The following is a 22,103-nucleotide window of genomic DNA, read 5'->3' as shown; positions in this document are numbered from 1 at the left end:
CATACCATTGTGGACACCGACATCGGGTCGCGTAGCTGGCACGCGCACGCCAAGATCAATCTTGCGCTGCATGTCACCGGCAGGCGCCCTGACGGCTATCATCTGATCGAAAGCCTGGCGGTGTTCACGCGCTTTGGCGACCGGGTCGAAATCGCCCCCGCCGAAAGCGACGGGTTTGCCGTGTCCGGCCGTTACGCACCGGCCGTTCCTCTCGATGCAAGCAATCTGGTGCTCAGGGCACGCGATGCCTTGCGACAGGCGGTCGGGCACGACAGAGCACCTCCAGTCACCATCCGGCTCGAAAAGAACCTGCCGGTTGCCTCCGGCGTCGGCGGCGGGTCGAGCGACGCGGCGACCGTGCTGCGCGGGCTGGTGGAAACCTGGGCCCTGGACATCGATGGCGCCGAGCTGGCGCGGATCGGCCTCTCGCTTGGCGCCGATGTGCCGATGTGCCTGGCGGCCAAGCCTCTGGTCGCGCGCGGCATCGGTGACGAGCTGTCGATGGTGCCGGATTTTTCGGCGCTTGGGCTGGTGCTGGTCAATCCGGGCACGCCGGTCTCGACCACCGAGGTTTTTGCAGCGCTTTCCCGGCGCGACAACGAAGCCTTGCCGCCGCTGCCGCGCAGCATCGATTTTCACAGCCTGCGCAACTGGCTGGAGATCACCCGCAACGATCTCGAGCCCGCAGCGCTGGCAATGCAGCCCGCCATCGGCAGGGCGCTTTCCTGGCTGAACAAGGCTGGATCGGGCTTTTCACGGATGTCCGGATCCGGCGCGACCTGCTTCGGCCTGTTCGAAACCGGCAATGTCGCCAAGCGCGCGGCCGCCGAGATCCGCGGCCGCCAGCCCGACTGGTTCGTCGCGGCGACGCGCAGCATCGCATCGGAGGGCGCTGATGGCCAGAATTGACGAGAGCCGTTCCTTCATTCCCGTGCGCATCGCGGTGCTGACCGTTTCCGACACACGCAGCCTCGCCGACGACAAATCCGGCCAGACGCTGGCCGACCGCATCACCGAGGCCGGGCACATCCTGGCTGCCCGCGATATCGTCACCGACGACCGCGAGAAAATTCGCGACAAGGTTCTGGCGTGGTCGCGGGACAAGGATATCGATGTCGTGATCACGACCGGCGGCACCGGCTTTACCGGCCGTGACGTGACGCCGGACGCGCTGGAGCCGATTTTCGAAAAGCGCATGGACGGCTTTTCGGAAGTGTTCCACCGCATCTCCTATGACAAGATCGGCACCTCGACGATCCAGAGCCGGGCGACCGGCGGCGTCGTCAACGCCACCTTCGTCTTCGTGCTGCCGGGCTCACCCGGCGCCTGCAAGGACGCCTGGGACGGCATCCTGAAAGCCCAGCTCGACTACCGGCACATGCCGTGCAACTTCGTCGAGATCATGCCGCGCCTGGACGAGCATTTGCGGCGCGGAAAATCGGCTCCGTAGAAGCCGAGGCAAAGCGCCGGTTTCGCGCCGCGTTTGCCAGGCAGAACGGCACCGGCGCCTTCGAAACGCCATTCCAAACCCGCCCCCGAAAAAAGTACCTTGCTTGAAGGCGATCATCGCCGTCACGACAAGGCAGATACGATGACCGTGCATACCGGTGGATGCCATTGCGGCAACATACGCCTTGGATTTTCAACCGAGCTCGACCCGCCGCAGATCGAAATTCGCGCCTGCCAGTGCTCGTTCTGTGTCAGACATGGTTCGCGCGCCATTGCCGATCCCGACGGTAGACTGGTCATCTCGGTCAAGGACCAGGCGCGATTGCGCAGATATCAGTTCGGGCTGAGGACGGCCGACTATTTGATCTGCCGGGAGTGCGGCGTCTTTGTCGCCGCAATCGCCAGAGATGACGAGGCAAGGGCGATCGTCATCATCAACGCGCTGGACGACCGGGAGCGGTTCAATCAGGAGCCGATCCGTGTCGACTTCGATGCCGAAAGCAAAGCGCAGCGCCAAGCCAGGCGCCGCACACACTGGATGCCGGTCGAAATGAGCTTCGGATAGTTTCCTTTCAGCGGATGACCGGCTCGCCATGAAAGCGACGGCGTGACGGCGGCGATACGCCGAAGCCGACTTCCATCATCAGCCGCGGCGTGCGCGCCGGCACGGTGCCCATGTGGAAGCCAAACGGGTCCTCGACGAAGCCGAGACCGGCCTCGCCCGTCAGCGTCACCGGGCACTGCTCGCCATAGACATCGAGAACCTCCTGCGCGGAATGGCCTACCAGCAGGGTGAGCTGATGCTTGAGGCTGCGGCGCTTGTGACTGCCTTTGACATAGACATGCGGACCGGTGTCGGCATCGACCGGCTTGAGATAGAAAAAGAATTTCAGCATGCGCCAGTCGTCGAGGTCGAAATGATACTTGCCGAGCGAGGCAAGGTTCTTGTCGGCATCCGAAGCGGCACCCGTCGGAAAACTCCACCAGACCCGTGTCGTGATCAGTTTTGCCTGGCCGCCGAGATAGTGCGCGGCAACATCCAGAAGCAGCGGATCGCGCTGGATGGCCAGCGCCGCCTGGCAGTCAAGGATGCGCTCGAAAAAATGCCCGCTGAGCAGCGAGCGGCCGAAGCGCTTCTCGGCCTCGGCATGTTCACCCGGCATGAATTCGAGGCGGCGGTCGAAATTGCCGAAGCAAGGCGTGCGCCCGGCGAAGTCAGCGATCTCTTCATGGATATCAGGCGGCAGGACCAGGCCCGAGAACAGCCCGTCGGAGCGCAAAGCTTCGACCACCGCTCCCCGTTCGACACCGGCAAACATCGTATCCCCCGCATTGTCGACCGGACGGGCGCGTTCTGCGCCCAGCCAATGCATGCGGCGGCCAGGCATTGTGCGCGCCAGCACGAACATCGGCAGCCAGGCGGGGTTCTCGCGAAGATCCTTGAGATAGGTCGGAATGCGCACGGCGATGCGCCGCAGCAGGCTGCCGTTGCGCGCAATGGCCTCGAGACTGGCCGTGCCGGAATTGTTGGGGGATGAAAGGTGCATTGGGTCCTCGGCTATGAGAGCGCCACCGATGCCGCATCGGTGTTCACCACTCGGCATGACCCAAACCCAATTCACCGCTTGGGATGGAAACTAACCCCGCGTCAGATTTTGTGCAATGCACAATGGAGAGAGCAGCTGCAAAAAATCATTTCGGGGAGCGATGCTTCTGCTTTACCGGCGCTACCCAGATTTCGGCGTCGAGCCGCTTTGTCGCGAGGCCGCGGGCGATGGCCTCGGCGCTGCCGGCACTCTTGGCCGAGGCCGCGGCCTGACGCTTGCTGATCAGCAATCCGCCGGCCAAGGCACGGTTTCCCGAAAAGACCCGCGCCAGGAACGGCATACGGCTGCCGCGCGCCCGCGAAAACCGTGCCGCCATGGTTTGCCTGGCCGTATGGTCAACGACCGCGTCGATCCAGCCCTCAACCAGCCGCGCGCCCGGCTCCAGCAGCAGCAGCCAGTCCCCCTTGGCCTGGCGGATGCCGGCAGCAACGCCGCCAGTCACGTACTGACAGCCGGCATGCTCGGCCACGCGATGCGTCTGGTCGGTGGAACCCGTGTCGCAGACGATGACTTCACGCACCACGCCCTCGACCGCGCCGCCAATCAGCGAGGCGAGCGTGCGGGTAAGGCCTTCCTCGTCATTGCGGGTTTCGATGAGAACACTGAGCATCATTAGCCGAATAGCGGAAAGCGCGGCACAGCGCCAGTTACTGCAGCGCACCATAAAAAGTTCTTGCTTTGTTCTCATCAACAAAATAGGAATAATTTCATGAACAGAGCGATTCGACACAACATGGACAGTCCCTGGGAGCGGGCGAAGATGGAACAGATCGTGCGCGCCGACATTGCAGCTTTCGGAGCTGGAAGAGCCGAGATGGCCAATGCGATGATCGAGCAGAGTGGCGTGCGTGTCCGTCCGGACCGCAACCGCGGCAGGTCGGCGGGCATCAATCCGTCCGGCCGCTTCGAGCCGGTCAGCCGGCATGTCTTCGACGATGGCTGGAATTCGCTGGAAGAACTGCCGCCCTTCAAGACCGAAGTGCAGGTCGAGAAGCCGCGCACCATCATCACCCGCAACGAATCGCCCGACATCTCCTTCGACCGTTCGATCAACCCCTATCGCGGCTGCGAGCACGGCTGCGTCTATTGCTTTGCCCGGCCGACGCACGCGTTCATGGGCCTGTCGCCGGGTCTCGATTTCGAATCCAAGCTGTTCGCCAAGCCGGACGCGGCGTGCTTGCTCGACAAGGAGTTGTCGAAGGACGGCTACCAGCCGCGCACCATCGCCATCGGCACCAACACCGACCCCTACCAGCCGATCGAGAAGCAATACCGGATCATGCGCGAGATCCTCGAAGTGCTGGAAGCGCGCGGCCATCCGGTCGGCATCGTGACAAAATCCGCTCTGGTGACGCGTGACATCGATATCCTGTCACGCATGGCCGAACGGGGGCTCGCCAAGGTGGCGCTGTCGGTGACGACGCTTGACCGGATGCTGGCACGCACCATGGAGCCACGCGCGTCGACGCCGACCAAGCGGCTGGAGGCGATCCGCCAGCTTTCGGATGCCGGCATTCCGGCTTCGGTCATGGTCGCGCCGATCATCCCGGGCCTGACCGACCAGGAGATGGAACGCATCCTCGATTCGGCACGTGCCGCCGGCGCCCGTGAGGCAGGCTATGTCGTGCTGCGCCTGCCGCTGGAAGTCAGCCCGATCTTCAAGGACTGGCTGCTGCGTCATTATCCTGATCGCTACCGCCACGTGATGTCGCTGATCCGTTCGATGCGCGACGGCAAGGACTACGATTCGGAATGGGGCAAGCGCATGAAGGGCGCCGGTCCCTATGCTTGGCAGATCGGCCGGCGCTTCGAGATCACCGCCAAGCGGCTCGGCCTCAACGCCGAACGGCGCACGCTGCGGACCGACCAGTTCGTTGCCGCTGCCAAGGATCAATTGCAGCTGACGCTGCTTTGAGAATGCACTTCACCGCGGCGGTCTGATCTGTCGCAGAGCGCAAGAATCCCGTCCGGCCTGCCCCGGCCTGCAGACGGTGCCCTCCCGGTCCGGCGCCCCACCCGACCCGGAGGGACTTGCGGAGAATCGGAGCCGATGCGAACCTCGCCGCAACATGGCTCGCGCGCGTTCCGATTCTCCGCTTCTCTTTGAGATCATCGAGAAACCCGACTTCTCCTTCGAGACGAAGGCGATGGCGGACGGCCTGTGGCCAGTCGCCGGGATGGATGAAGCTGGCCGTGGTCCCCTGGCCGGGCCGGTGGTCGCAGCGGCGGTTGTGCTCGATCCCGCCAACATTCCGGACGGGCTCGACGATTCCAAACGCCTCAGCCATTTGCAACGCGAAGCGCTGTTCCTGCGCATTCTCGGCTCCGCGCAGGCGATTTCCATGGCCTCCATCAGCGCCGAGGGCATCGACGGCAGCAACATCCTCAAAGCAAGTCTCGAAGCCATGCGCCGCGCGCTGGTCGGGCTGTCGGTTCAACCGAAGCTCGCCCTTGCCGACGGGCGCGACGTGCCGCCGGGACTGCCTTGTGAAGGGCGCGCGTTGATCAAGGGCGACCAACGTTCGCAATCGATCGCTGCCGCCTCGATCGTCGCCAAGGTGATGCGCGACCGCATGATGTGCGGCTGCGGCAACCATCACGACCGCTACGGCTTCGAAGTCCATATGGGCTACGCCACGGTCCGCCATCGCACGGCGATCGAGGCGCATGGCCCGGTGGCGCGGCTGCACCGCGTGTCGTTCGCGCCGTTCAGGCTGGGCGGGGCTGAGGTCAATGAGGAAGAGAGCTTCGTCGGGTTGGAGTGAGCGGACGGCGATGGCAGCTAATCTCCCCTCGAGGGGGAGATGGCCGGCAGGCCAGAGGGGGTCGTCGCGCGTGAAGCGCTGGCGCCCTTCTTGTCTGCGAGATGGCGTCGCGCCCAGTCGAAGCGACCCCCTCTGTCGCCTTCGGCGACATCTTCCCCTCGAGGGGGAGATTATCCGCGCAGACAAACAAAAAAGCCGCCAGGTTGCCCGGGCGGCTCCATGTCGGCGGCTTGAGAACCGCTCAGTTCAGCTTCGACTTCACGTCCGCAAGCGAAGCCTTGAACAGATCGGCACCGGCCTTGGCGTCGATCTTGCCGGCGAGCAGCGTGCGCGCTGCCTCGACGGCGATATCGACGGCGCTGGCGCGGACTTCGCTGATGGCGTCGCGTTCGGCCTGGCCGATCTTCTGTTCGGCAAGCGCGGTGCGCCGGACGACGTAGTCCTCGGTCTTCTTGTGCGCGTCCGCGGCAAGCATGTCGGCTTCGCGCTTAGCGGCGGCGACGATGTCGGCGGCCTCCTGCTCGGCTTCCTTGCGCTTGCGCTGGTACTGGCCGAGCAGTTGCTGAGCCTCCTCGCGCAGCCGGCGCGCTTCGTCCAACTCATTGCTGATCCTGGCGGCGCGGGCGTCGAGCGCCTTGGCGATCATGCCAGGCACCTTGATGTAGACGGCAACGCCCACGAAAATGATGAGGGCTATCGTGGCCCAGAGCGTCGCGAGAGATGTGTAATCCATGATGCGCTCCTCACCGGGCCACGGATTTGACCGCGGCCGCGATCTCGGCCTTGCTGGCCTTACCGCCGACCAGAGCTTCGACGATCGCCGAAGCGGTGTCCTCGGCGATGCTGCCGACTTCCTTCATGGCATTGGCCTTGATGGAAGAAATGCGGGCTTCGGCCTCGCCGAGCTTCGCGTCGAGCGCGGCCTCGACCTTCTTGCGTGCGGTCTCGGCCTCGGCCTTGGCCGCATCGTTGGCCTGCTGGCCGATCGCGTTGGCCTTGGTCTTGGCTTCCGCCAGTTCCTGCTCGTAGGCAGCAACCGCAGCGTCAGCCTCGCCCTTCAACTTGGCTGCCTGATCGAGATCCTGCGTGATGCGATCGTTGCGGACATCAATGATGCCCCCAACGCGCGGCATCACAACCCGCTTCAGGAAGAGATAGAACAGCCCGAAAGTGATCGCCAGCCACAGAAGCTGCGACGGGAACGTCGAAGGATCAAACGGCGGGAACGCGGCATGCGCCTCGGCGGGCACGGAAGTGCCCGAATGCGTATCGCCTGCCGCGCCGGCGGCCGGCGCGGTCTCTTCCGCAAAGGCAGATGTCACGAACATCTTATTTCCCTGTCCATACGGTGAGGTCGCACCATGCGCCTCACTTCGTCAGCCGGTGTTTCTTACTTGAACACCAGGAGGAGAGCGATGAGGAGCGAGAAGATGCCGAGCGCTTCGGTCACAGCGAAGCCGAAAATCAGGCGGCCGAACTGGCCGTCGGCAGCCGACGGGTTGCGCAGCGCGCCCGAGAGGTAGCTACCGAAGATGTTGCCGAGGCCAATGCCCGCGCCACCCATGCCCAGGCAAGCGATACCGGCGCCAATTGCAGCTGCTGCAGATACGTCCATGTCAAACTCCTGTCGTTCCGTTGTCGTTACAGTTTGTAGTTGGCGTCACGCGCCGGTGAAACTTATTAGTGGCTGGGGTGGAGAGCGTCGTTGAGATACATGCAGGTCAACACGGCAAAGACGTAGGCCTGCAGGAAAGCGACGAGCAGTTCCAGCGCCGTCAGCGCCACAGCCATGGCCAGCGGCAGGATCGAGCCTGCAATGCCCAAGGCGCCGAATGCACTGAGGCTGACGACAAACCCCGAAAACACTTTCAGCGTAATGTGGCCTGCCAACATGTTGGCGAAAAGACGAACCGAGAGGCTGATCGGACGCGATACGAAAGAAATCACCTCGATCGGAACAACAAGCAGCATCATCACGAGAGGCACACCTTTAGGCACGAACAGCTTCAGGAAGCCAAGGCCATGCTTCATGAACCCGTAGATGATGACGGTGGCAATCACCAGAATGGCCAGACCGAAGGTGACGATGATGTGGCTGGTGATGGTGAAAAAATACGGGAACAGGCCGAGCAGATTGGCGACCAGCACGAACATGAACAGCGAGAACACAAGCGGGAAGAACTTCATGCCTTGCGTGCCGGCGGCATCGCGCAACATGTTGCCGACGAACTCATAGGCCATCTCGGAGACCGACTGAAGCCGGCCGGGAACGAGGCTGCGGCTCGAGGTCGTGAGAAACAGAAACGCCGCCGCGACGACCACGGTTGCAACCATGAACAGCGCCGAATTAGTGAAAGACAGGTCGTAGCCGCCGATGTTAATCGGAATCAGCTTGATGATATGGAACTGGTGGATCGGATCGACCTTGTCAGCTGCCACGTTCTAACCCCATCAATGCCGCGTACGGCTAAATTACCATTGCCGCATAGAGGCGGCTATTTCCAAATGCCGCCTGGAGGGCGGTCATTTGCTGTCGTCACGTCCAGGACGCGATTTGTCGCCCTGCCCGAATTCTGCCACAACGCCCGCGGAACGCATGACATTGAGCACGCCGGCGCCAAAACCAAGCAGCAGGAAAACGATCAGACCCAACGGCGATGTCCCCGCCATACGGTCGATGATCCAACCGATGCCGGCGCCCACCACCACGCCAGCGATAAATTCGCTGGAGAGTTTGACCGCCTGGCCATAACCGGCCGCACTGCCCGCTTTCGCGTCGTCTTTCCCCTCGAGCCGGTCCGGCCGCCTTGTCGCAAGCGAAGCTTCAAGGTCACGCCGGCGGCGCTCAAGATCGTCATCGCGGATGTCGGGCTCATGCTGCTTGCCGCGGCCGGTTTCTCCGGTTCCGTCTGGCCCATTCTTGTCGGCCATCGCAACCCCCCTGCCCGGTCAGACCGTCACCGTCCGTCCGCTTCTAAAGTCGCCGGCAACATAGTTAGAGGGTTTGCGCCCGTCAAGCCACGGGCGGAAGTTCATTGCCATGTATTTTAGGCAACAAAATCAAATAGTTATAAAGGTGCGACATCGTGCCCGCCGCGATGATGGGGATGCATGGCGCGAATCCCCCGGGCAATGGCTCTTCGATCGCCTGCGCGGCGCGCCAAAGATCAGCGGCTATTGCGCGCTCAGCTCCAGCCGCCACCATAGGTCCGATAGAAGATATGCAGACCGATCTTGGTCATCTTCTGCATCGTGCGCGCCCAGACGGGATGGACATATTGGGCGTAGTAGTGGGTCGACGATCCGACCTCCGGGATGAAGATCTTGCCGGCGGTGACGGCCATGGCGATATCCTGGGCAGTCTTGTAGGCGACAGGGCTGTCGATGCGCTTCTTCCTGCCGTCGCAGGCGAAGGAGAACTGGCAACGGTTGAACCAGCTGTCGTTCTGGTAGACGACGCCGCAGATCGAATTCGGATAGGCCGGGTTGCGGACGCGATTGAGGATGACCTGGGCGACAGCGGCCTGACCGCGCACGGACTCGCTCCTCGCCTCGAAATAGATGCCGTTGGCAAGGCATGCCTGCTCCTTCTTGGAGAAGACACTGGCGGGCAGCGGGTTCTGGATCCAAGAATGATCGCCCTTGGTCATCGGCGGAATGAAACGGCCGTCGTTGGGCTGCTCGTCCTGAAGCAGGGCTTCGAAGGGCGATGCCTTGGCATAGTCGGGCTCGGACTGCGCATAGGCGGTCGCCAGCACGTCCGGATGGTCATTGTTGACCAGGGCTGCCAGCATGGCCGGCACGCCGGGATCCGGCTTCTTGTCCTCGCGTGCATGGAATGCCGCGGCAATCTGGATTTCCTTGCCTTTGATCTGCGGCTTAGCGAAGGCCATCTTCAGGCCGCTGTCCATGCTGGGCCGCAGCAAGGAGGAGGTGCGCTCGAAGATCGAGCCGGCATTGAAGTTCTTCGGCGGCGCCACGGGAGACATCTGGACGATGCGCCCTTTCTTCTCGGCGCGCACGACGCGATCCTCGTCGGGCGTGCCGCTGACCTTGCCGCCCTTGCCGCGAAACGACACGTTGCCGACGCCGGCCAGATGGACGCCCGATCCGGAGATGGAGCCGGTGATGTCGGAATCGACAAAAGGCATCTCGGCCGCATGGGTCGAGCCGGCGACGGATTTCTCGACATAGGAATTCCAGCGGGTGCTCGATGCTTCGAGGCCGGAGACGAGGCTCGTCATGTCCTGGTAGGCGGCAACGGTCGGAAAGCCGATCCAGATGCCGAGACCGATGACAAACGGGGGCAGAAAGCCGCGTTTTCTCTCACCGGCGGCGGCAACCAGCCGCTTCAACACACGTCGATGCACGGAACTCTCTCCAGGAACGCTACAGACCCCACTGGAGAGCAAAATGATGCATTAACCTTGATGGGACGTTAACGGGTTCGATCGGGTTTTCCTGATCGGCTGGAGGTGGTGGTTCCGAAGTCGGGCGGTTTTGCGGCCGGCATGCGAACTCAGGCCGGGCGCAGGAAGATCGGCCAGGCGAGCAGCGCGCAGATGGCGGCCGCCAGCCAGACGCCGGACCATGACCAGAGGTGCAAGAGCCCCGGAATGGCCACCGGCACCAGGAAGAAGCCGACGAAAACGAAGCTGTTGGCAAGGCTGAGCGCGGTTCCGACATGGCCAGCGCCGGCAAGTGTGGCAAGTTCGGTATAGGCGACACCGTGCCAGGCGGAGACCGAGATGCCTGCAACAATCAGCACGACGGGAAGGACAGCCATCGGGAAGAACTGTCCGCCCGGCATGGTGGGGCTGACCAGAACCAGCAACCAAAGCACCAAGAAGGCAAGCGCGCTCAGCGCGCTGCACAAGCGAAGGAGCTGGCGGCGGTTGCCGTGGCGGTCGGTAAAGCGGCCGCTCCAGATGCGCATGACCATGGCGCCGATCTGCACGGCGGCAAGGCTCGCGCTGATCGCTGCCGTTCCCAGTCCGACGAAGTCATGCAGGAACACCGATGCGAAGGTGAGCACGGCCACCTGTGGAAAGCAAAGCAGGCCGATGGCGGTCGCGATACGCCAGACGTCCGGGTTGCGCAGCGGCGCCGGTCCGACCACCGCCGCCGCGGCGACGGCCCCCTCGCCTGTCGGCGGCTCGTGCAGCCAGCGCCAGGCGAACAGGGCAGAGAGAGCGGATGCGCCCGCCAGAACCCCAAACACCGCGCCAAAGCCGAAAGCCAGGGCAAGCGAGGGCAGCACAAGCGCGCCAAGTCCGCCACCGAGCGGCACCGCCGTCTGCCTGATGCTCATGGCAAAGCCGCGCTCGTTTTCGCGGAACCAGCCCATGATGGCGCGGCCGCTCGAACCGTTGACGCTGCCGCCGAGCAGTCCGGTGATGAGCAGGCTCGCCGAGAGCAGCGTGACATCGGGAATGCCGCTCCTTGTCGGGACAACCAGCATCGCCATGACCAGGAGCCACGCCGCCGTCGCACCGAGCCCGATCAAAAGCACGCGGCGATCGCCCCAGCGGTCGGTGAGCAAGCCCCAGGGCAGTTCGCTGAGCGCGACCCCCAGCCCGAGAAGGCCGAGTGCCAGGCCGAGCTCGGCATTGCCCAGATGATAGCCCTGACGAAGCACGACCGCCGTTGCCGGTATGCCGGAGAAAGTGGCGGAGAAGCTGGCATTGGCGGCAACGCCTATGCCCAGGACCTTCCAGCGATGGCCGGGCTTGAATGCTCTTCCGGTGAAGCCGGTATCTTCCAGAAGTTCCGGCTTCTGTCGGTCAGTGCAATTGACAATGGCGGACATGATTTCATTCCCGTGCTGGCCAGTGGTCTGGTCTTGACGGTCTGTTTCTAGCGCCGTAGTTTCATCCTAAAAATCAGTAATTTTTAAACTTACCATCCTGAAAAGCAGGACTAACAATATGCGACGCGTGACATTCGACCTCGACGTCCTCCGCAGTTTCGTCACCGGCATGGAGTTGGGCAGCTTTGCCAAGGCGGCTGACCGGCTTGGCCGGTCGACGTCGGCGGTCAGTGCGCAATTGAAGAAACTGGAAGAACAGGCGGCGACGCCGATCTTCCGCAAGTCGGGACGCGGCCTTGCCTTGACCGAGGCGGGCGAAACCATGCTCGGCTATGCACGCCGGCTGATCGAGCTGAATGACGAGGCGGCATCCGCCATCCATGACGTCGAGCTTGAGGGCTGGGTAAGGCTCGGCCTGCAGGAGGATTTCGGCGAGGCGGTGCTGCCGGACGTGCTCGGCCGCTTCGCCCGGGCGCATCCCAAGGTCAAGATCGAAGCCAGGATCGCGCGCAGCCATGAACTCGCCGAGCGAATCGTGTCAGGCAGTCTCGACATCGCGCTCGCCTGGCACTGCGGCGAGACGCTGCCTTACAGCGAGCACGTCGCCGATGTGCAGATGCGCTGGATCGGCCCGACCAAGCGCATCGAGACCAGCCTGCGCCACAGTGAGCCACTGCCGCTGGTGGCGCTCGAAGCGCCATGCCTGTTGCGCACGGTGGCAACCGAAACGCTCGACCGCGCCGGCCTGTCGTGGCGGATGGCCTTTTCCAGCCCGAGCCTTGGCGGCATCTGGGCAGCGGTTGCGGCGGGGCTGGGGCTGACGATCCGGACCGACATCGGCCTGCCGGCCAGCGTCAGCGCGATGACGCCTGAGATCGCCGGATTGCCGGCGCTGCCTAAGATGTCCTTGTTCCTGCATCGCAAGGACGCCGAGGCCGAGCCGGTGGCGGCCCGCCTCGCCGACATCCTGCTGGACGCCGCGCGGCAAGCGCTGCCTGAGAATACGCGGGCCAGCGACCTGCGCAGCGTGGCGTGATCATGGCGCACCAAGGGGGCGCCGATGACAATCAGCTTCGCTTCTTGTTGGACCTGCCTGCGAAGGGATTGTCCGACGTGCGCAGCGCGATGCGGATCGGCACGCCTGGCATGTCGAAGGCTTCGCGCAGGCTGTTGGAGAGATAGCGGACATAGGATTGCGGCATCGCATCGGGCCGCGAGCACTGGACGACGAAACCCGGCGGCCGGGTCTTGGCCTGGGTGACGTATTTGACCTTCAGCCGGCGCCCGGCCACGGCAGGCGGCGGGTGGTGCGCCAGGATGCCTTCCAGCCAGCGGTTGAGCTTGCCGGTCGAGACGCGGCTGTTCCACACCTTGTGGGTCCTGATGACGGCATCCATCAGCTTGTCGAGACCGCGCCCGGTCTCGCCGGAGACCGGTACGGCCTGGAGGCCGCGCGCCTGGGGAAGAAGACGTTCCGTCTTCTCGCGCAGTTCGGCCAGAAGCTCCTGGGGATGGTCGATCAGATCCCATTTGTTGAAGGCGATCACCGGCGCCCGGCCTTCCCTGATGATCAGGTCGGCGATCTGCAGATCCTGCTTCTCGAAGGGAATGGTGGCGTCGAGGACGATGATGACGATCTCGGCGAAGCGGATAGCGCGCAGGCCGTCCTGCACCGACATCACTTCTAGCTTTTCGTGGATCCTGGCCTTGCGGCGCATGCCGGCCGTATCGAACAGTTTCAGGCGGCGGCCATGCCAGTCCCAGTCGACGGAGATCGAATCACGCGTGATGCCGGCTTCCGGTCCGGTGAGCAGCCGTTCTTCGCCGATCAGCGCGTTGATCAGCGTTGACTTGCCGGCATTGGGACGGCCGACGACAGCGATACGCATCGGCTTGGTGTCGTCATAGGTGTGCTCGGCATCCGGGTCGGCGATATCCTCGCCGATCAGAACCTCGCCAGCAGCGACTTCTTCGTCTTCGCCATCTTCTTCGCCGAAAGCACGCGCTTCGCCGAGCGCGCCGATCACGGCGTCGCGCAGGTCGGGCATGCCCTGGCCATGCTCGGCCGAAACCGGGATCGGTTCGCCAAGGCCGAGTTCCCAGGCCTCCAGCATGCCGCCCTGAGCGCCCTTCGCCTCGGCCTTGTTGGCGACCAGCACGACCGGCTTGCCGGACTTGCGCACGATCTCGGCGAAGGTCCTGTCGTCAGGCAACAGCCCGGACTTGGCGTCGATGGTGAAGAAGATCAGGTCGGCCTCGCGGATGGCGATCTCGGTCTGCGCACGCATGCGGCCGGGCAAGGTCGAGGCGCCCGCGTCCTCGAAGCCGGCGGTGTCGATGACATCGAAATGCAGGTCGTAAAGCTTGGCGGTATGGACGCGACGGTCGCGGGTGACGCCCGGCGTGTCGTCGACAAGCGCCAGCTTCCTTCCCACCAGCCGATTGAAAAGAGTCGATTTGCCGACGTTAGGTCTGCCGATGATGGCGACTTTGAAGGTCACGACGCACTGCCCGACCCGCGGATCAGTTCGGACATCAACGTTGCGCGCTCGCGGGTGTTGCGCGGGGCGCCGTCATCGGCGGCGATCTGGTCGAACAGTTTCAGCGCATCCTGGGTCTTGCCTTCCTTCCAGGCGGAAAGGCCGAGTGCCTCGCGCGCCGTATGGCGCAGCGTGTTGGTGTCGGATGTGAGCGCCTCGACACGGCTGGAGACATCGGCAAAGGAGCCATGGTCGACAAGCAGGAGTGCTGCCCGCAGCCGCGCCATGTCGCGAATACCCTGGGGAATAGCCGTGTCGGCGGCGACTTCGTCGAAATCCTTGACGGCGGCGTCGATGTCGCCCTTGTTGGCCTTGACGGTCGCGCCGCGCATGCGGGCGAGCAACGGATAGGCGCCGTAGCCATCCTTCTCCAACTGATCGAGTGCGGTCAGCGCTTCGTCGCTCTTGCCGTCATTGGCAAGCTTCAGCGCCTGCGAGAACGCATCGCCCGAGCGGTTGGCGCGCGTCTCGTCCCAATAGCGATAGCCAACGAAGGCGGCGGTGCCGAGCACTACGAGAATCGCAACGACTATCAAGGCGGGACCGAAACGGTCCCACAGCGCCTGCGCCTGTTCGCGACGGATCTCGTCGTTGACTTCACGGATAAAACTGTCGTCGGACATCAATCAAACCATTCCTGCCCGGTCGGGCCTTTGTCAGCCCGCGTTTTAGCGAAATTTTGTCGGCATGGAAGGGGTTCAACCGGAAAATCGCCTATTCCCGAGGGCAAACGGATGTTTGCCCCGGGCAAGCAACCGAAAAGGCCAATCGCACCCACGCCACATTTAGGCGATAGCCGGCTTCGATACGTCCCCTAGAGTGCAGATCAGATTGCCGATGTACCGTCCGTTCCGCGTTGTTGCGTTTTCCCTCGCCGCGCTCGCCACTGCCGGCGCGGCTTTGGCCGATCCGCCCGCGCCACCAGCGCCGGCAAAGCCGAAACAGGTCGTCATCATCTCGTTCGACAGCGCTCGCGACATTTCGCAGTGGAAGCGCAGCCGGGCGCTGGCGCAGCGCACCGGCGCGCATTTCACCTATTTTCTCTCCTGCGTCTTCCTGCTGTCGCCGGAAACACGCACGGAATACACCGCACCCGGCAGAAGCGCCGGCAAATCCAACATCGGCTTCGCCGCCTCGAAGCAGGAAGTCACTGAACGGCTCGAGCAGATCGACCTTGCCGTGCATGAAGGCCACGATATCGCCAGCCATGGCTGCGGCCATTTCGACGGCAAGGACTGGAGCAAGGCCGACTGGTTGAAAGAGTTCAGTTCGTTCGAGCACATTCTCGAGAACGCCTATGCGATCAACGGCATTGCGCCCGAACCCGAGGGCTGGCGCGATTTCGCGCGGCATGCGGTTGTCGGCTTTCGCGCGCCGTATCTGTCGACTGGCAAGGCGCTTTATGAAGCGCTGCCGGCGGCCGGCTATCAGTTCGACGCGAGCGGCGTCTCACAGGGCCCTGCCCGGCCGGCGGCCAGCAACGGCATCATGCACTTTTCGCTACCGCAGATTCCGGAAGGACCGAAATCAAGGCCGGTGATCGCCATGGATTACAATCTCTATGTCAGACATTCCGGCGGCTTCGAGCGGCCGAGCAAGGCGGACGAGTTCGCCAACCGGACCTATGACGCCTTCCGCGCCGCCTTCGACAAGCAATATGCCGGCACGCGCATTCCGCTGGAACTCGGCTTCCACTTCGCGCTGATGAATGACGGCGCCTACTGGAACGCGCTGGAGCATTTTGCCGGCGAGGTCTGCGTCAAGCAGGATGTCGAGTGCATCAGTTTTCGCGACTACATATCGCGCCAGGATGCTGCCCAGAAGCAGGCTTCGGTCGGCGGCTGAGCCGCCAACCCGGTTCGATTTCCAAAAACCCGGTCTTTAGGCCGGATCCTCGGCGCCCTGTCTTGCCAGATAGCGCTGGTCGATATCGGGCAACGGCTCGCCTTGCAGCGTCGCCTCGAAGGCGCGCAGGCGTTTGTGGACCGATTGCAGTTCGACGATGGTCGACCAGGAGGTGAGCAGAAACTGCAGCGACCCCGTCACCTTGCCGAACGCGTTCGAAATCTGGTTCAGAGCGCCGAACGTTATCTTGTGCGCCACCAGCGACGGACCCAGGATCAGCAGCGAGAAAATGTTGTCGGCCTGCAGGTAGGTGTAACGGACGACGTTGAAATAGATGTAGTGGAAATAGAGCCTGAAATAATTGTGACGAACATTCGAAAACAGTTCGGCAGTGGTGGCTGGCTGGGCCCGGTCCGCGTGATCCTCGCCGTAGACGAGTTCCTTGCGATAGGCGGCTTCGACACGCTGGTTGCGGAATTGCAGCCCTGGAAGTTTCAGGCCGGCAATCATGACCGAGATCGTCCCGAACAGACACCAGGCAAGAGCTGCGACCACCAATGGCTGCGGGATTGCGCCGATAATCGGCAACTCGGTGATATGAGCCTGCAACTGGATCATGACCGGCAGGAATGCGATCAAGGTCATGATCGACTGGACAAAGCTGGAGCCGAGATCTTCCATGATCTGCGAGAACCGCATCGTGTCTTCCTGGATACGCTGCGAGGCACCCTCGATATGGCGTAGCCTGCCCCAGTTCTCGACGAAGTAGTTGTTCATCGCCGTGCGCCAGCGGAAGATCCAGTGGCTGACGATGAAGGCATTGACCACCTGCACATTCATGCCGACCAGAGCTAGCCACGAAAAATCGGCCAATCCGATGTAAAATTCGCCGTTGGTCGACTTTCCAGTCCCCGACATCAGTCCCTGCACATAGTCGAAGAACGGCCCGTACCAGGCGTTGACGGCGACACTGACCTGCACATTGAAATAGATGAAGAACAGGATGACCGCGGTCATCAGGATCGACCAGCGCTGCCACGGATGCGGCGAATACCAGCTCCAGAATGCGTAGAAGACGAGCACGCAGAACGCGAAGTAGAGATAGAACCAGAGGAACGGCTTCGATACGAGGATGGCGATGCCAATGATGGGCGGCGCGCCTGCTGCCGCTGGCGGCAGCCCAAAAACCGCGCCCAACTGCTCACCACCGAAAAACCAGAACAGGATCGCCGCAAGGCTCCAGACGGCGGCCGAAGTGAAGAAGAGCTTCGGCTGCGGGAAAAAGGATACGAACACTGTGGCGAATTCCTCGATCTAGGCGCAAATCAGCTGACTACGGCGGGCATAAAGTCACACATTAGTGGGAAAGAAAATGCCCGTGCACGATGCCCGGCACAGCAAGCCCACAATCATGGCGATTTTGGCGCAGCCGACCATGTGATGGCGCCGGAAACGACAAGAGCGCCGGCCGCGACAATCGAGGCGAGGAAGAAATCACCTGACGCCTGCGCCAGAAACCCAGCGGCAACCGGACCGATGATCTGGCCAAGTCCGAATGAGGCCGTCATCACGGCAAAGATCCGGCGTGGCGCCATTGGCGCCAGCTGCCGTGCGGCCTGCAGACCAAGCGCGGTGATGGCAATGAAGGTGACGCCGAGCAGCAGGCCGCCAAGCAGCGGCCCGGTGCGTCCGCCGATGGCGACGCTTGCCGTGACGCCGACAACTTCGATGAAACACGCCAGCGCATAGGCGACATAGAGTCCGATCCGTACGGCGATCTTCTGCCAGAGCCAGGTCGAGGGAAATCCGGCAAGGCCGGCGACCATCCACACAACAGCCTCGAAGACGCGGCTACCGCCGCCTTGCCGGACGATGGCGACCAGGAATGTCGCCGTCACCACATAGCCAAACCCAAACAGGCCGTAGGCAATGATGATTTTCAGCAGCGACCGGTCTTTCGGCAATGCCGGCTCAGGGCCAGTTTCGCCATTGGCGAGCGGACCCTCGTCCACCAGCAGCGCCACGACCACGAAACCGCAAGCCGAAATTGCCGCCGACCACAGCCAACCTGCTGCCCAGCCGGCATGTTCGGTGACCAGGACAGCCATCATCGCCGCGGACACCGCGATGCCGAGGCCAACGCCGCCGAAGTGCCAGGCCTGCAAGTCACCTCGACCGACAGCGGCGATATGGCTGAAAACGATGCTGGCCATGAACACCATGACAAAGGCACTGGCCAGACCGGCAAGAAAGCGGATGATGAGAAAGGCGACCATCGCGTCAGTCAGGCCCATCAGTGCGGCCAGGACAGTGCTGGCGCCGAGACCCGACAGCATCAGCAGGCGCTCGCGCCCATGCGCCCAGCCGCCCGCCGCCGCCAGCGCGCCGACGAGATAGCCGAGATAGTTGGCAGAGGCGATCCAGCCGGCATCGGCCGGCGACAGGTGGAGCTCCTCCATCATGCCAGGCAGGATCGGCGTATAGACGAAGCGGCCGATGCCCATGGCGACGGCCAGGGCAATCATGCCGGCGAAAGCGTAGCGCAGCGCTGTCGAGGTGGGCGATATCATTGCAGCGCACAATAAGTGCGCGAGCCGGTGAAACAATCCGCCTTTTGTTGGGCCAGCGCAACCGCGAGGCGGCGCGATCGCCTCGACTTCTGCTTAAGCCGGAACCCTTGGCGTCCGCTCAGCAGCGTCCACCGGGAGCGGCACGCAATGAAGTCGTTTCGTGCACGGTCCGCCGCGCCGTCAGCCTGAACGGCACATCACCAAGTTCGCGCTCCGACATGGTGTTCAGCACTGGGTGCGAAAGCGGATCGATCAGCCATCTCTGAGTCTCGCCTTCACGGCACGGCTCATACGGCGTATTCGCGGCGAACAAGACCTTCAGCGACGACAACATCCTCAGCATTTCCGGCTCCGTGGGCCTGTCTCCCGCCAATAAGTCTGCCGTTTCGATATGTCTTTCAATTGAGATTTCAGCCGGAACGGTTTAGAAAAACTCAAATGGCCATGCTCAATCGCGTCCATCTCAACGGCCTTCGCGCCGTCGAAAGCGTTGCCCGTCTCGGCTCCCTTGCCGCGGCGGCCGGCGAGCTCACCGTTTCCGTCAGTGCCGTCAGCCAGCAGATAAGCCGCACCGAAAAGCAGCTCGGCCAGGCGCTGTTCGAGCGGACGGCGAGCGGTCTCGTACTGACCGAATTCGGCGCCGTTTTCGCTGCCCGCCTCGGTGCCGGATTTCGCGAGCTTGCCCAGGCCGTGGCGCTGGCCGATGAGGCGACGCAGTGCACATTGGTGGTTTCGGTGGCGCCGGCCTTTGCCTCGAAATGGCTTTTGCCGCGACTGTCGCGTCACTTCGACCGGCATCCCAACGTGCTGCTGCGCATCGACGCGTCGGTGCGGTTGGCCAATCTCGATCACTCAGACATCGACATCGCCATCCGGCTCGGCGACGGCAAATGGCCGGGCGTGCGCACGGAACTGCTCCTGACGCAGGAAGTCTTCCCGGTCTGCGCGCCGGCGATCGCCCAAAAACTGAAGTCGATCGAGGACCTTGCCCAGACCTGCGCCATCACCGACGAGCGGGCGATGATCAACTGGGAAAGCTGGTTCGAGGCGGCTGGTGTTCCACCGGTCACCTTCCTGAAGGGGGCGCGTTTCACCGACCCGATGCTTTGCCTGGAATCGGCGATTGCCGGCCATGGCGTGATGCTGGGCTGGCAATTGCTCACCGCGGATGCGCTGGCCGATGGGCGGCTCGTGGCGCCTTTCGGAATCCGCGCTCAGAGTGGGCTCGGCTATTGGCTGGTGACCTCCGCCACCCGGTCTGAAAGCCGCAAGGTCAGGGATTTCAAGGTCTGGGTCCGCGAGGAGATCGAGGCGACAATGGCGCAGTTCAGGTCGCTTGAAAGCGCGGCCTAGGTCTGGCCCAGCGCAATCGCGGTGGAAAGGATGCGGACTGCGGTCTATGTAAGACCATATCAAAACATTACGGCAGGCAGGATCATGACCACACATACGCGCGGCGTTTCCGCATCGATCGACCCGGTGAAGCTCGACAGGCTGGCGGAAGTTGCCATCAAGGTCGGGCTGCAATTGCAGCCAGGACAGGATCTGGTGCTAACATCCTCCATCGCGGCGCTGCCGCTAACCAGGCGGATCGTCGAGCACGCCTACAAGGCCGGTGCCGGGCTGGTGACGCCGATCTTCAACGATGACGAGATGACGCTGGCGCGCTACCGCTTCGGCGCCGATGCGAGCTTCGACCGCGCCGCCGGCTGGCTTTATGAAGGCATGGCGAAGGCCTTTTCCAACAATGCGGCAAGGCTGGCCGTACGCGGCGAGGATCCGTCGCTGCTGTCGGCGCAGGATCCGGCGAAAGTGGCACGTGCCAACAAGGCCAATTCGATGGCCTACCAGCCGGCGCTGGAAAAGATCACCGGCTTCGACATCAACTGGAACATCGTCGCCTATCCGGACCTCGCCTGGGCCAGGCAGGTTTTTCCGGAAGACAGCGACGACGTAGCTGTAGCCAAGCTTGCCGACGCCATCTTCGCTGCCTCGCGGGTCGATGTGGAGGACCCGATCGGCAATTGGACGGCGCATAATGCAGCGCTTCGCGGCCGCACCGAATGGCTCAACGGCCATAATTTCCACGCGCTGCACTTCACCGGACCGGGCACCGACCTGACCGTCGGACTGGCGGACGGCCATGAATGGATGGGCGGCGCCTCGACCGCCAAGAACGGCATCACCTGCAATCCCAACATCCCGACCGAAGAGGTCTTCACCACGCCGCATGCAAAGCGCGTCGAGGGCCATGTTTCCTCGACCAAGCCGCTCTCCTACCAGGGCACGCTGATCGACGAGATCTCGGTGCGTTTCGAGGCGGGCAGGATCGTCGAGGCCAAGGCATCGAAAGGCGAGGACGTGCTGAAGAAAGTGCTCGACACCGACGAGGGCGCGCGCCGCCTCGGCGAGGTGGCGCTGGTGCCGCATTCCTCGCCGATCTCGGCGAGCGGGCTGTTGTTCTTCAACACGCTGTTCGACGAGAACGCCGCCTGCCACATCGCGCTCGGCCAGTGCTATTCGAAGTGCTTCGTCGACGGCGCCTCGCTCAGCCAGGACGAGATCGCGGCGCGCGGCGGCAACAAGAGCTTCATCCACATCGACTGGATGATCGGTTCGGACAAGATCGACATTGACGGCGTTCACAAGGACGGCCGCAAGGTGCCAGTGATGCGCAAGGGCGAGTGGGCCTGACCACTTGCGGAGGGGCCGATGACCTTCGACCTGGCGGTCAAGCGTATCTACGAGCCACCCGCTCCCGATGACGGGCAGCGGGTTCTGGTCGACCGGATCTGGCCGCGCGGTGTCAGCAAGAAGGACGCCGCGCTGGCATTGTGGTTGAAGGACATCGCGCCGAGCGACGAGTTGCGCAAATGGTTCGGCCACGAGCCGGCGCGCTGGGCGGAGTTTCAGGAGCGTTATGGCGCTGAGCTGGATGGAAATGGCGAGGCGGTGGGTGAATTGCTTGGCCTGCTTCGCCACGGCAAGGTGACGCTGCTCTATGGCGCGCATGACGAAGCCCACAACAATGCGGTGGCGCTGGCAGGGTATTTGCGCACGGGCTGAGGCGCCTACGTCTGCGACGCCGGCCATCGGCGAAAGCCGTGGCTACATCTGATCTCCACCCTTGCGGGGGAGATTGGCAGCGTCGCCGTCTCGCTACGCTACTTCACTGCCGCTTCATAAACATCAGCCTTGAATCCAACCAGAACCCGATCCCCGACCTCCAGCACCGGTCGCTTGATCATGGTCGGCTTAGCCAGCATCAGCGCCTTGGCCTTCTTTTCGTCGAGGCCCTGCTTGTCCTTGTCCGGCAACTCGCGGAACGTCGTGCTCGCCTTGTTGAGCAGCCTTTCCCAGCCGGCCTTTCCGACCCAGCCATCCAGACGCTTGGCGTCCAGCCCCTCGGCCCTGAAATCGTGAAACCGGTACGCCACGTCATGGCCCTCCAGCCAGACGCGCGCCTTTTTGACCGTGTCGCAGGTGGTGATGCCGTACATCGTGATCGTCAAAACAGT

The 22,103-nt window shown here is 63.1% G+C and carries 25 protein-coding genes; 10 read left to right on the top strand and 15 right to left on the bottom strand.

What is annotated here, in order from left to right; genetic code table 11:
• The first annotated feature begins 9 nt into the window (after positions 1 to 9).
• The 3 genes from C8D77_RS10615 (at position 10) to C8D77_RS10605 (ending at position 2,014) form a co-directional block, all read left to right on the top strand.
• Positions 10 to 909 (top strand): 4-(cytidine 5'-diphospho)-2-C-methyl-D-erythritol kinase, encoded by a 900-nt coding sequence (locus tag C8D77_RS10615; protein ID WP_109662147.1) that lies wholly within the window; start codon positions 10 to 12, stop codon positions 907 to 909.
• A complete protein-coding gene (moaB, locus tag C8D77_RS10610; protein ID WP_109662145.1) occupies positions 896 to 1,450 on the top strand; it encodes a molybdenum cofactor biosynthesis protein B in 555 nt (184 codons plus the stop codon). The genes C8D77_RS10615 and moaB overlap by 14 nt, the downstream gene beginning before the upstream one ends.
• A gap of 141 nt (positions 1,451 to 1,591) precedes the next feature.
• Positions 1,592 to 2,014 carry a GFA family protein gene (locus C8D77_RS10605; protein WP_146211775.1) on the top strand — a complete coding sequence of 141 codons (423 nt, stop codon included), beginning with the start codon at positions 1,592 to 1,594 and terminating at the stop codon, positions 2,012 to 2,014.
• 7 nt (positions 2,015 to 2,021) lie between these two features.
• Here C8D77_RS10605 and C8D77_RS10600 read toward each other — a convergent pair whose 3' ends face one another.
• Positions 2,022 to 2,996 carry a phytanoyl-CoA dioxygenase family protein gene (locus C8D77_RS10600; RefSeq protein WP_109662141.1) on the bottom strand — a complete coding sequence of 325 codons (975 nt, stop codon included), beginning with the start codon at positions 2,994 to 2,996 and terminating at the stop codon, positions 2,022 to 2,024.
• 145 nt (positions 2,997 to 3,141) lie between these two features.
• A complete protein-coding gene (locus C8D77_RS10595; RefSeq protein ID WP_109663288.1) occupies positions 3,142 to 3,666 on the bottom strand; it encodes a glycosyltransferase in 525 nt (174 codons plus the stop codon).
• Positions 3,667 to 3,816: 150 nt separating this feature from the next.
• Between C8D77_RS10595 and C8D77_RS10590 the strand changes: the two genes are divergently transcribed.
• Both C8D77_RS10590 and C8D77_RS10585 read left to right on the top strand, forming a co-directional pair.
• On the top strand, positions 3,817 to 4,971 hold the full coding sequence (locus tag C8D77_RS10590) for a PA0069 family radical SAM protein (protein ID WP_146211784.1): 1,155 nt from the start codon (positions 3,817 to 3,819) through the stop codon (positions 4,969 to 4,971).
• Between the two features lie 154 nt (positions 4,972 to 5,125).
• Complete coding sequence (locus tag C8D77_RS10585; RefSeq protein WP_109662136.1) at positions 5,126 to 5,821, top strand: ribonuclease HII; 696 nt, start codon at positions 5,126 to 5,128, stop codon at positions 5,819 to 5,821.
• Between the two features lie 241 nt (positions 5,822 to 6,062).
• Here the strand turns inward: C8D77_RS10585 and C8D77_RS10580 are convergent, their stop codons facing one another.
• From C8D77_RS10580 to C8D77_RS10545, 7 genes are all read right to left on the bottom strand, one after another.
• Positions 6,063 to 6,554, bottom strand: a complete 492-nt coding sequence (locus C8D77_RS10580; protein WP_109662134.1) for a F0F1 ATP synthase subunit B — start codon at positions 6,552 to 6,554, stop codon at positions 6,063 to 6,065.
• 10 nt (positions 6,555 to 6,564) lie between these two features.
• Complete coding sequence (locus tag C8D77_RS10575; RefSeq protein ID WP_109662132.1) at positions 6,565 to 7,149, bottom strand: F0F1 ATP synthase subunit B; 585 nt, start codon at positions 7,147 to 7,149, stop codon at positions 6,565 to 6,567.
• Positions 7,150 to 7,211: 62 nt separating this feature from the next.
• The gene (locus tag C8D77_RS10570) at positions 7,212 to 7,436 is read right to left on the bottom strand and encodes a F0F1 ATP synthase subunit C (RefSeq protein WP_109662130.1); all 225 of its coding nucleotides are present in this window, start codon (positions 7,434 to 7,436) and stop codon (positions 7,212 to 7,214) included.
• Positions 7,437 to 7,501: 65 nt separating this feature from the next.
• Positions 7,502 to 8,260 (bottom strand): F0F1 ATP synthase subunit A, encoded by a 759-nt coding sequence (locus C8D77_RS10565; RefSeq protein ID WP_109662128.1) that lies wholly within the window; start codon positions 8,258 to 8,260, stop codon positions 7,502 to 7,504.
• Positions 8,261 to 8,344: 84 nt separating this feature from the next.
• The gene (locus tag C8D77_RS10560; protein WP_109662126.1) at positions 8,345 to 8,752 is read right to left on the bottom strand and encodes an AtpZ/AtpI family protein; all 408 of its coding nucleotides are present in this window, start codon (positions 8,750 to 8,752) and stop codon (positions 8,345 to 8,347) included.
• A gap of 254 nt (positions 8,753 to 9,006) precedes the next feature.
• Positions 9,007 to 10,191: a cell wall hydrolase gene (locus tag C8D77_RS10550; protein ID WP_109662121.1), complete on the bottom strand. Its 1,185-nt coding sequence runs from the start codon at positions 10,189 to 10,191 to the stop codon at positions 9,007 to 9,009.
• 149 nt (positions 10,192 to 10,340) lie between these two features.
• Entirely contained in the window at positions 10,341 to 11,630 is a 1,290-nt protein-coding gene (locus tag C8D77_RS10545; protein WP_109662119.1) for an MFS transporter, read from the bottom strand.
• Positions 11,631 to 11,748: 118 nt separating this feature from the next.
• On the opposite strand from C8D77_RS10545, the gene C8D77_RS10540 reads away from it, so the two are divergent.
• Positions 11,749 to 12,666: a LysR substrate-binding domain-containing protein gene (locus tag C8D77_RS10540; RefSeq protein WP_109662117.1), complete on the top strand. Its 918-nt coding sequence runs from the start codon at positions 11,749 to 11,751 to the stop codon at positions 12,664 to 12,666.
• Positions 12,667 to 12,697: 31 nt separating this feature from the next.
• Here C8D77_RS10540 and der read toward each other — a convergent pair whose 3' ends face one another.
• Together der and C8D77_RS10530 are read right to left on the bottom strand one after the other, a co-directional pair.
• Entirely contained in the window at positions 12,698 to 14,131 is a 1,434-nt protein-coding gene (der, locus tag C8D77_RS10535) for a ribosome biogenesis GTPase Der (protein ID WP_109662115.1), read from the bottom strand.
• A complete protein-coding gene (locus C8D77_RS10530) occupies positions 14,128 to 14,793 on the bottom strand; it encodes a tetratricopeptide repeat protein (protein WP_109662112.1) in 666 nt (221 codons plus the stop codon). Before C8D77_RS10530 ends, der begins: the two co-directional genes overlap by 4 nt.
• 214 nt (positions 14,794 to 15,007) lie before the next feature.
• Between C8D77_RS10530 and C8D77_RS10525 the strand changes: the two genes are divergently transcribed.
• Positions 15,008 to 16,015, top strand: a complete 1,008-nt coding sequence (locus C8D77_RS10525; RefSeq protein WP_109662109.1) for a polysaccharide deacetylase family protein — start codon at positions 15,008 to 15,010, stop codon at positions 16,013 to 16,015.
• Between the two features lie 36 nt (positions 16,016 to 16,051).
• On the opposite strand, the gene sbmA is transcribed toward C8D77_RS10525, so the two are convergent.
• The 3 genes from sbmA to C8D77_RS10510 all read right to left on the bottom strand — a co-directional run bounded on the left by sbmA (position 16,052) and on the right by C8D77_RS10510 (position 18,928).
• A complete protein-coding gene (gene sbmA, locus C8D77_RS10520; RefSeq protein ID WP_109662107.1) occupies positions 16,052 to 17,311 on the bottom strand; it encodes a peptide antibiotic transporter SbmA in 1,260 nt (419 codons plus the stop codon).
• Between the two features lie 113 nt (positions 17,312 to 17,424).
• Positions 17,425 to 18,585: a YbfB/YjiJ family MFS transporter gene (locus C8D77_RS10515; RefSeq protein ID WP_109662105.1), complete on the bottom strand. Its 1,161-nt coding sequence runs from the start codon at positions 18,583 to 18,585 to the stop codon at positions 17,425 to 17,427.
• A gap of 118 nt (positions 18,586 to 18,703) precedes the next feature.
• Complete coding sequence (locus C8D77_RS10510; protein WP_109662103.1) at positions 18,704 to 18,928, bottom strand: hypothetical protein; 225 nt, start codon at positions 18,926 to 18,928, stop codon at positions 18,704 to 18,706.
• 95 nt (positions 18,929 to 19,023) lie between these two features.
• Here C8D77_RS10510 and C8D77_RS10505 point away from each other — a divergent pair, with 95 nt between their 5' ends.
• The 3 genes from C8D77_RS10505 to C8D77_RS10495 all read left to right on the top strand — a co-directional run bounded on the left by C8D77_RS10505 (position 19,024) and on the right by C8D77_RS10495 (position 21,651).
• Positions 19,024 to 19,938: a LysR substrate-binding domain-containing protein gene (locus C8D77_RS10505; protein WP_109662100.1), complete on the top strand. Its 915-nt coding sequence runs from the start codon at positions 19,024 to 19,026 to the stop codon at positions 19,936 to 19,938.
• Between the two features lie 84 nt (positions 19,939 to 20,022).
• The gene (locus tag C8D77_RS10500) at positions 20,023 to 21,279 is read left to right on the top strand and encodes an aminopeptidase (protein WP_109662098.1); all 1,257 of its coding nucleotides are present in this window, start codon (positions 20,023 to 20,025) and stop codon (positions 21,277 to 21,279) included.
• An 18-nt stretch (positions 21,280 to 21,297) separates the two neighbouring features.
• Complete coding sequence (locus C8D77_RS10495; RefSeq protein ID WP_109662096.1) at positions 21,298 to 21,651, top strand: DUF488 domain-containing protein; 354 nt, start codon at positions 21,298 to 21,300, stop codon at positions 21,649 to 21,651.
• Between the two features lie 98 nt (positions 21,652 to 21,749).
• Here the strand turns inward: C8D77_RS10495 and C8D77_RS10490 are convergent, their stop codons facing one another.
• Positions 21,750 to 22,097, bottom strand: a complete 348-nt coding sequence (locus C8D77_RS10490) for an ArsC family reductase (RefSeq protein ID WP_109662093.1) — start codon at positions 22,095 to 22,097, stop codon at positions 21,750 to 21,752.
• Positions 22,098 to 22,103: the final 6 nt, after the last annotated feature.

Origin of the sequence: Mesorhizobium loti (genome assembly GCF_003148495.1) — a bacterium.
Taxonomy (GTDB): Bacteria; Pseudomonadota; Alphaproteobacteria; order Rhizobiales; family Rhizobiaceae; genus Mesorhizobium; species Mesorhizobium loti.
The sequence above is the reverse complement of the archived record's forward strand: the minus strand, read 5'-3'. Positions and strand labels throughout refer to the sequence as shown.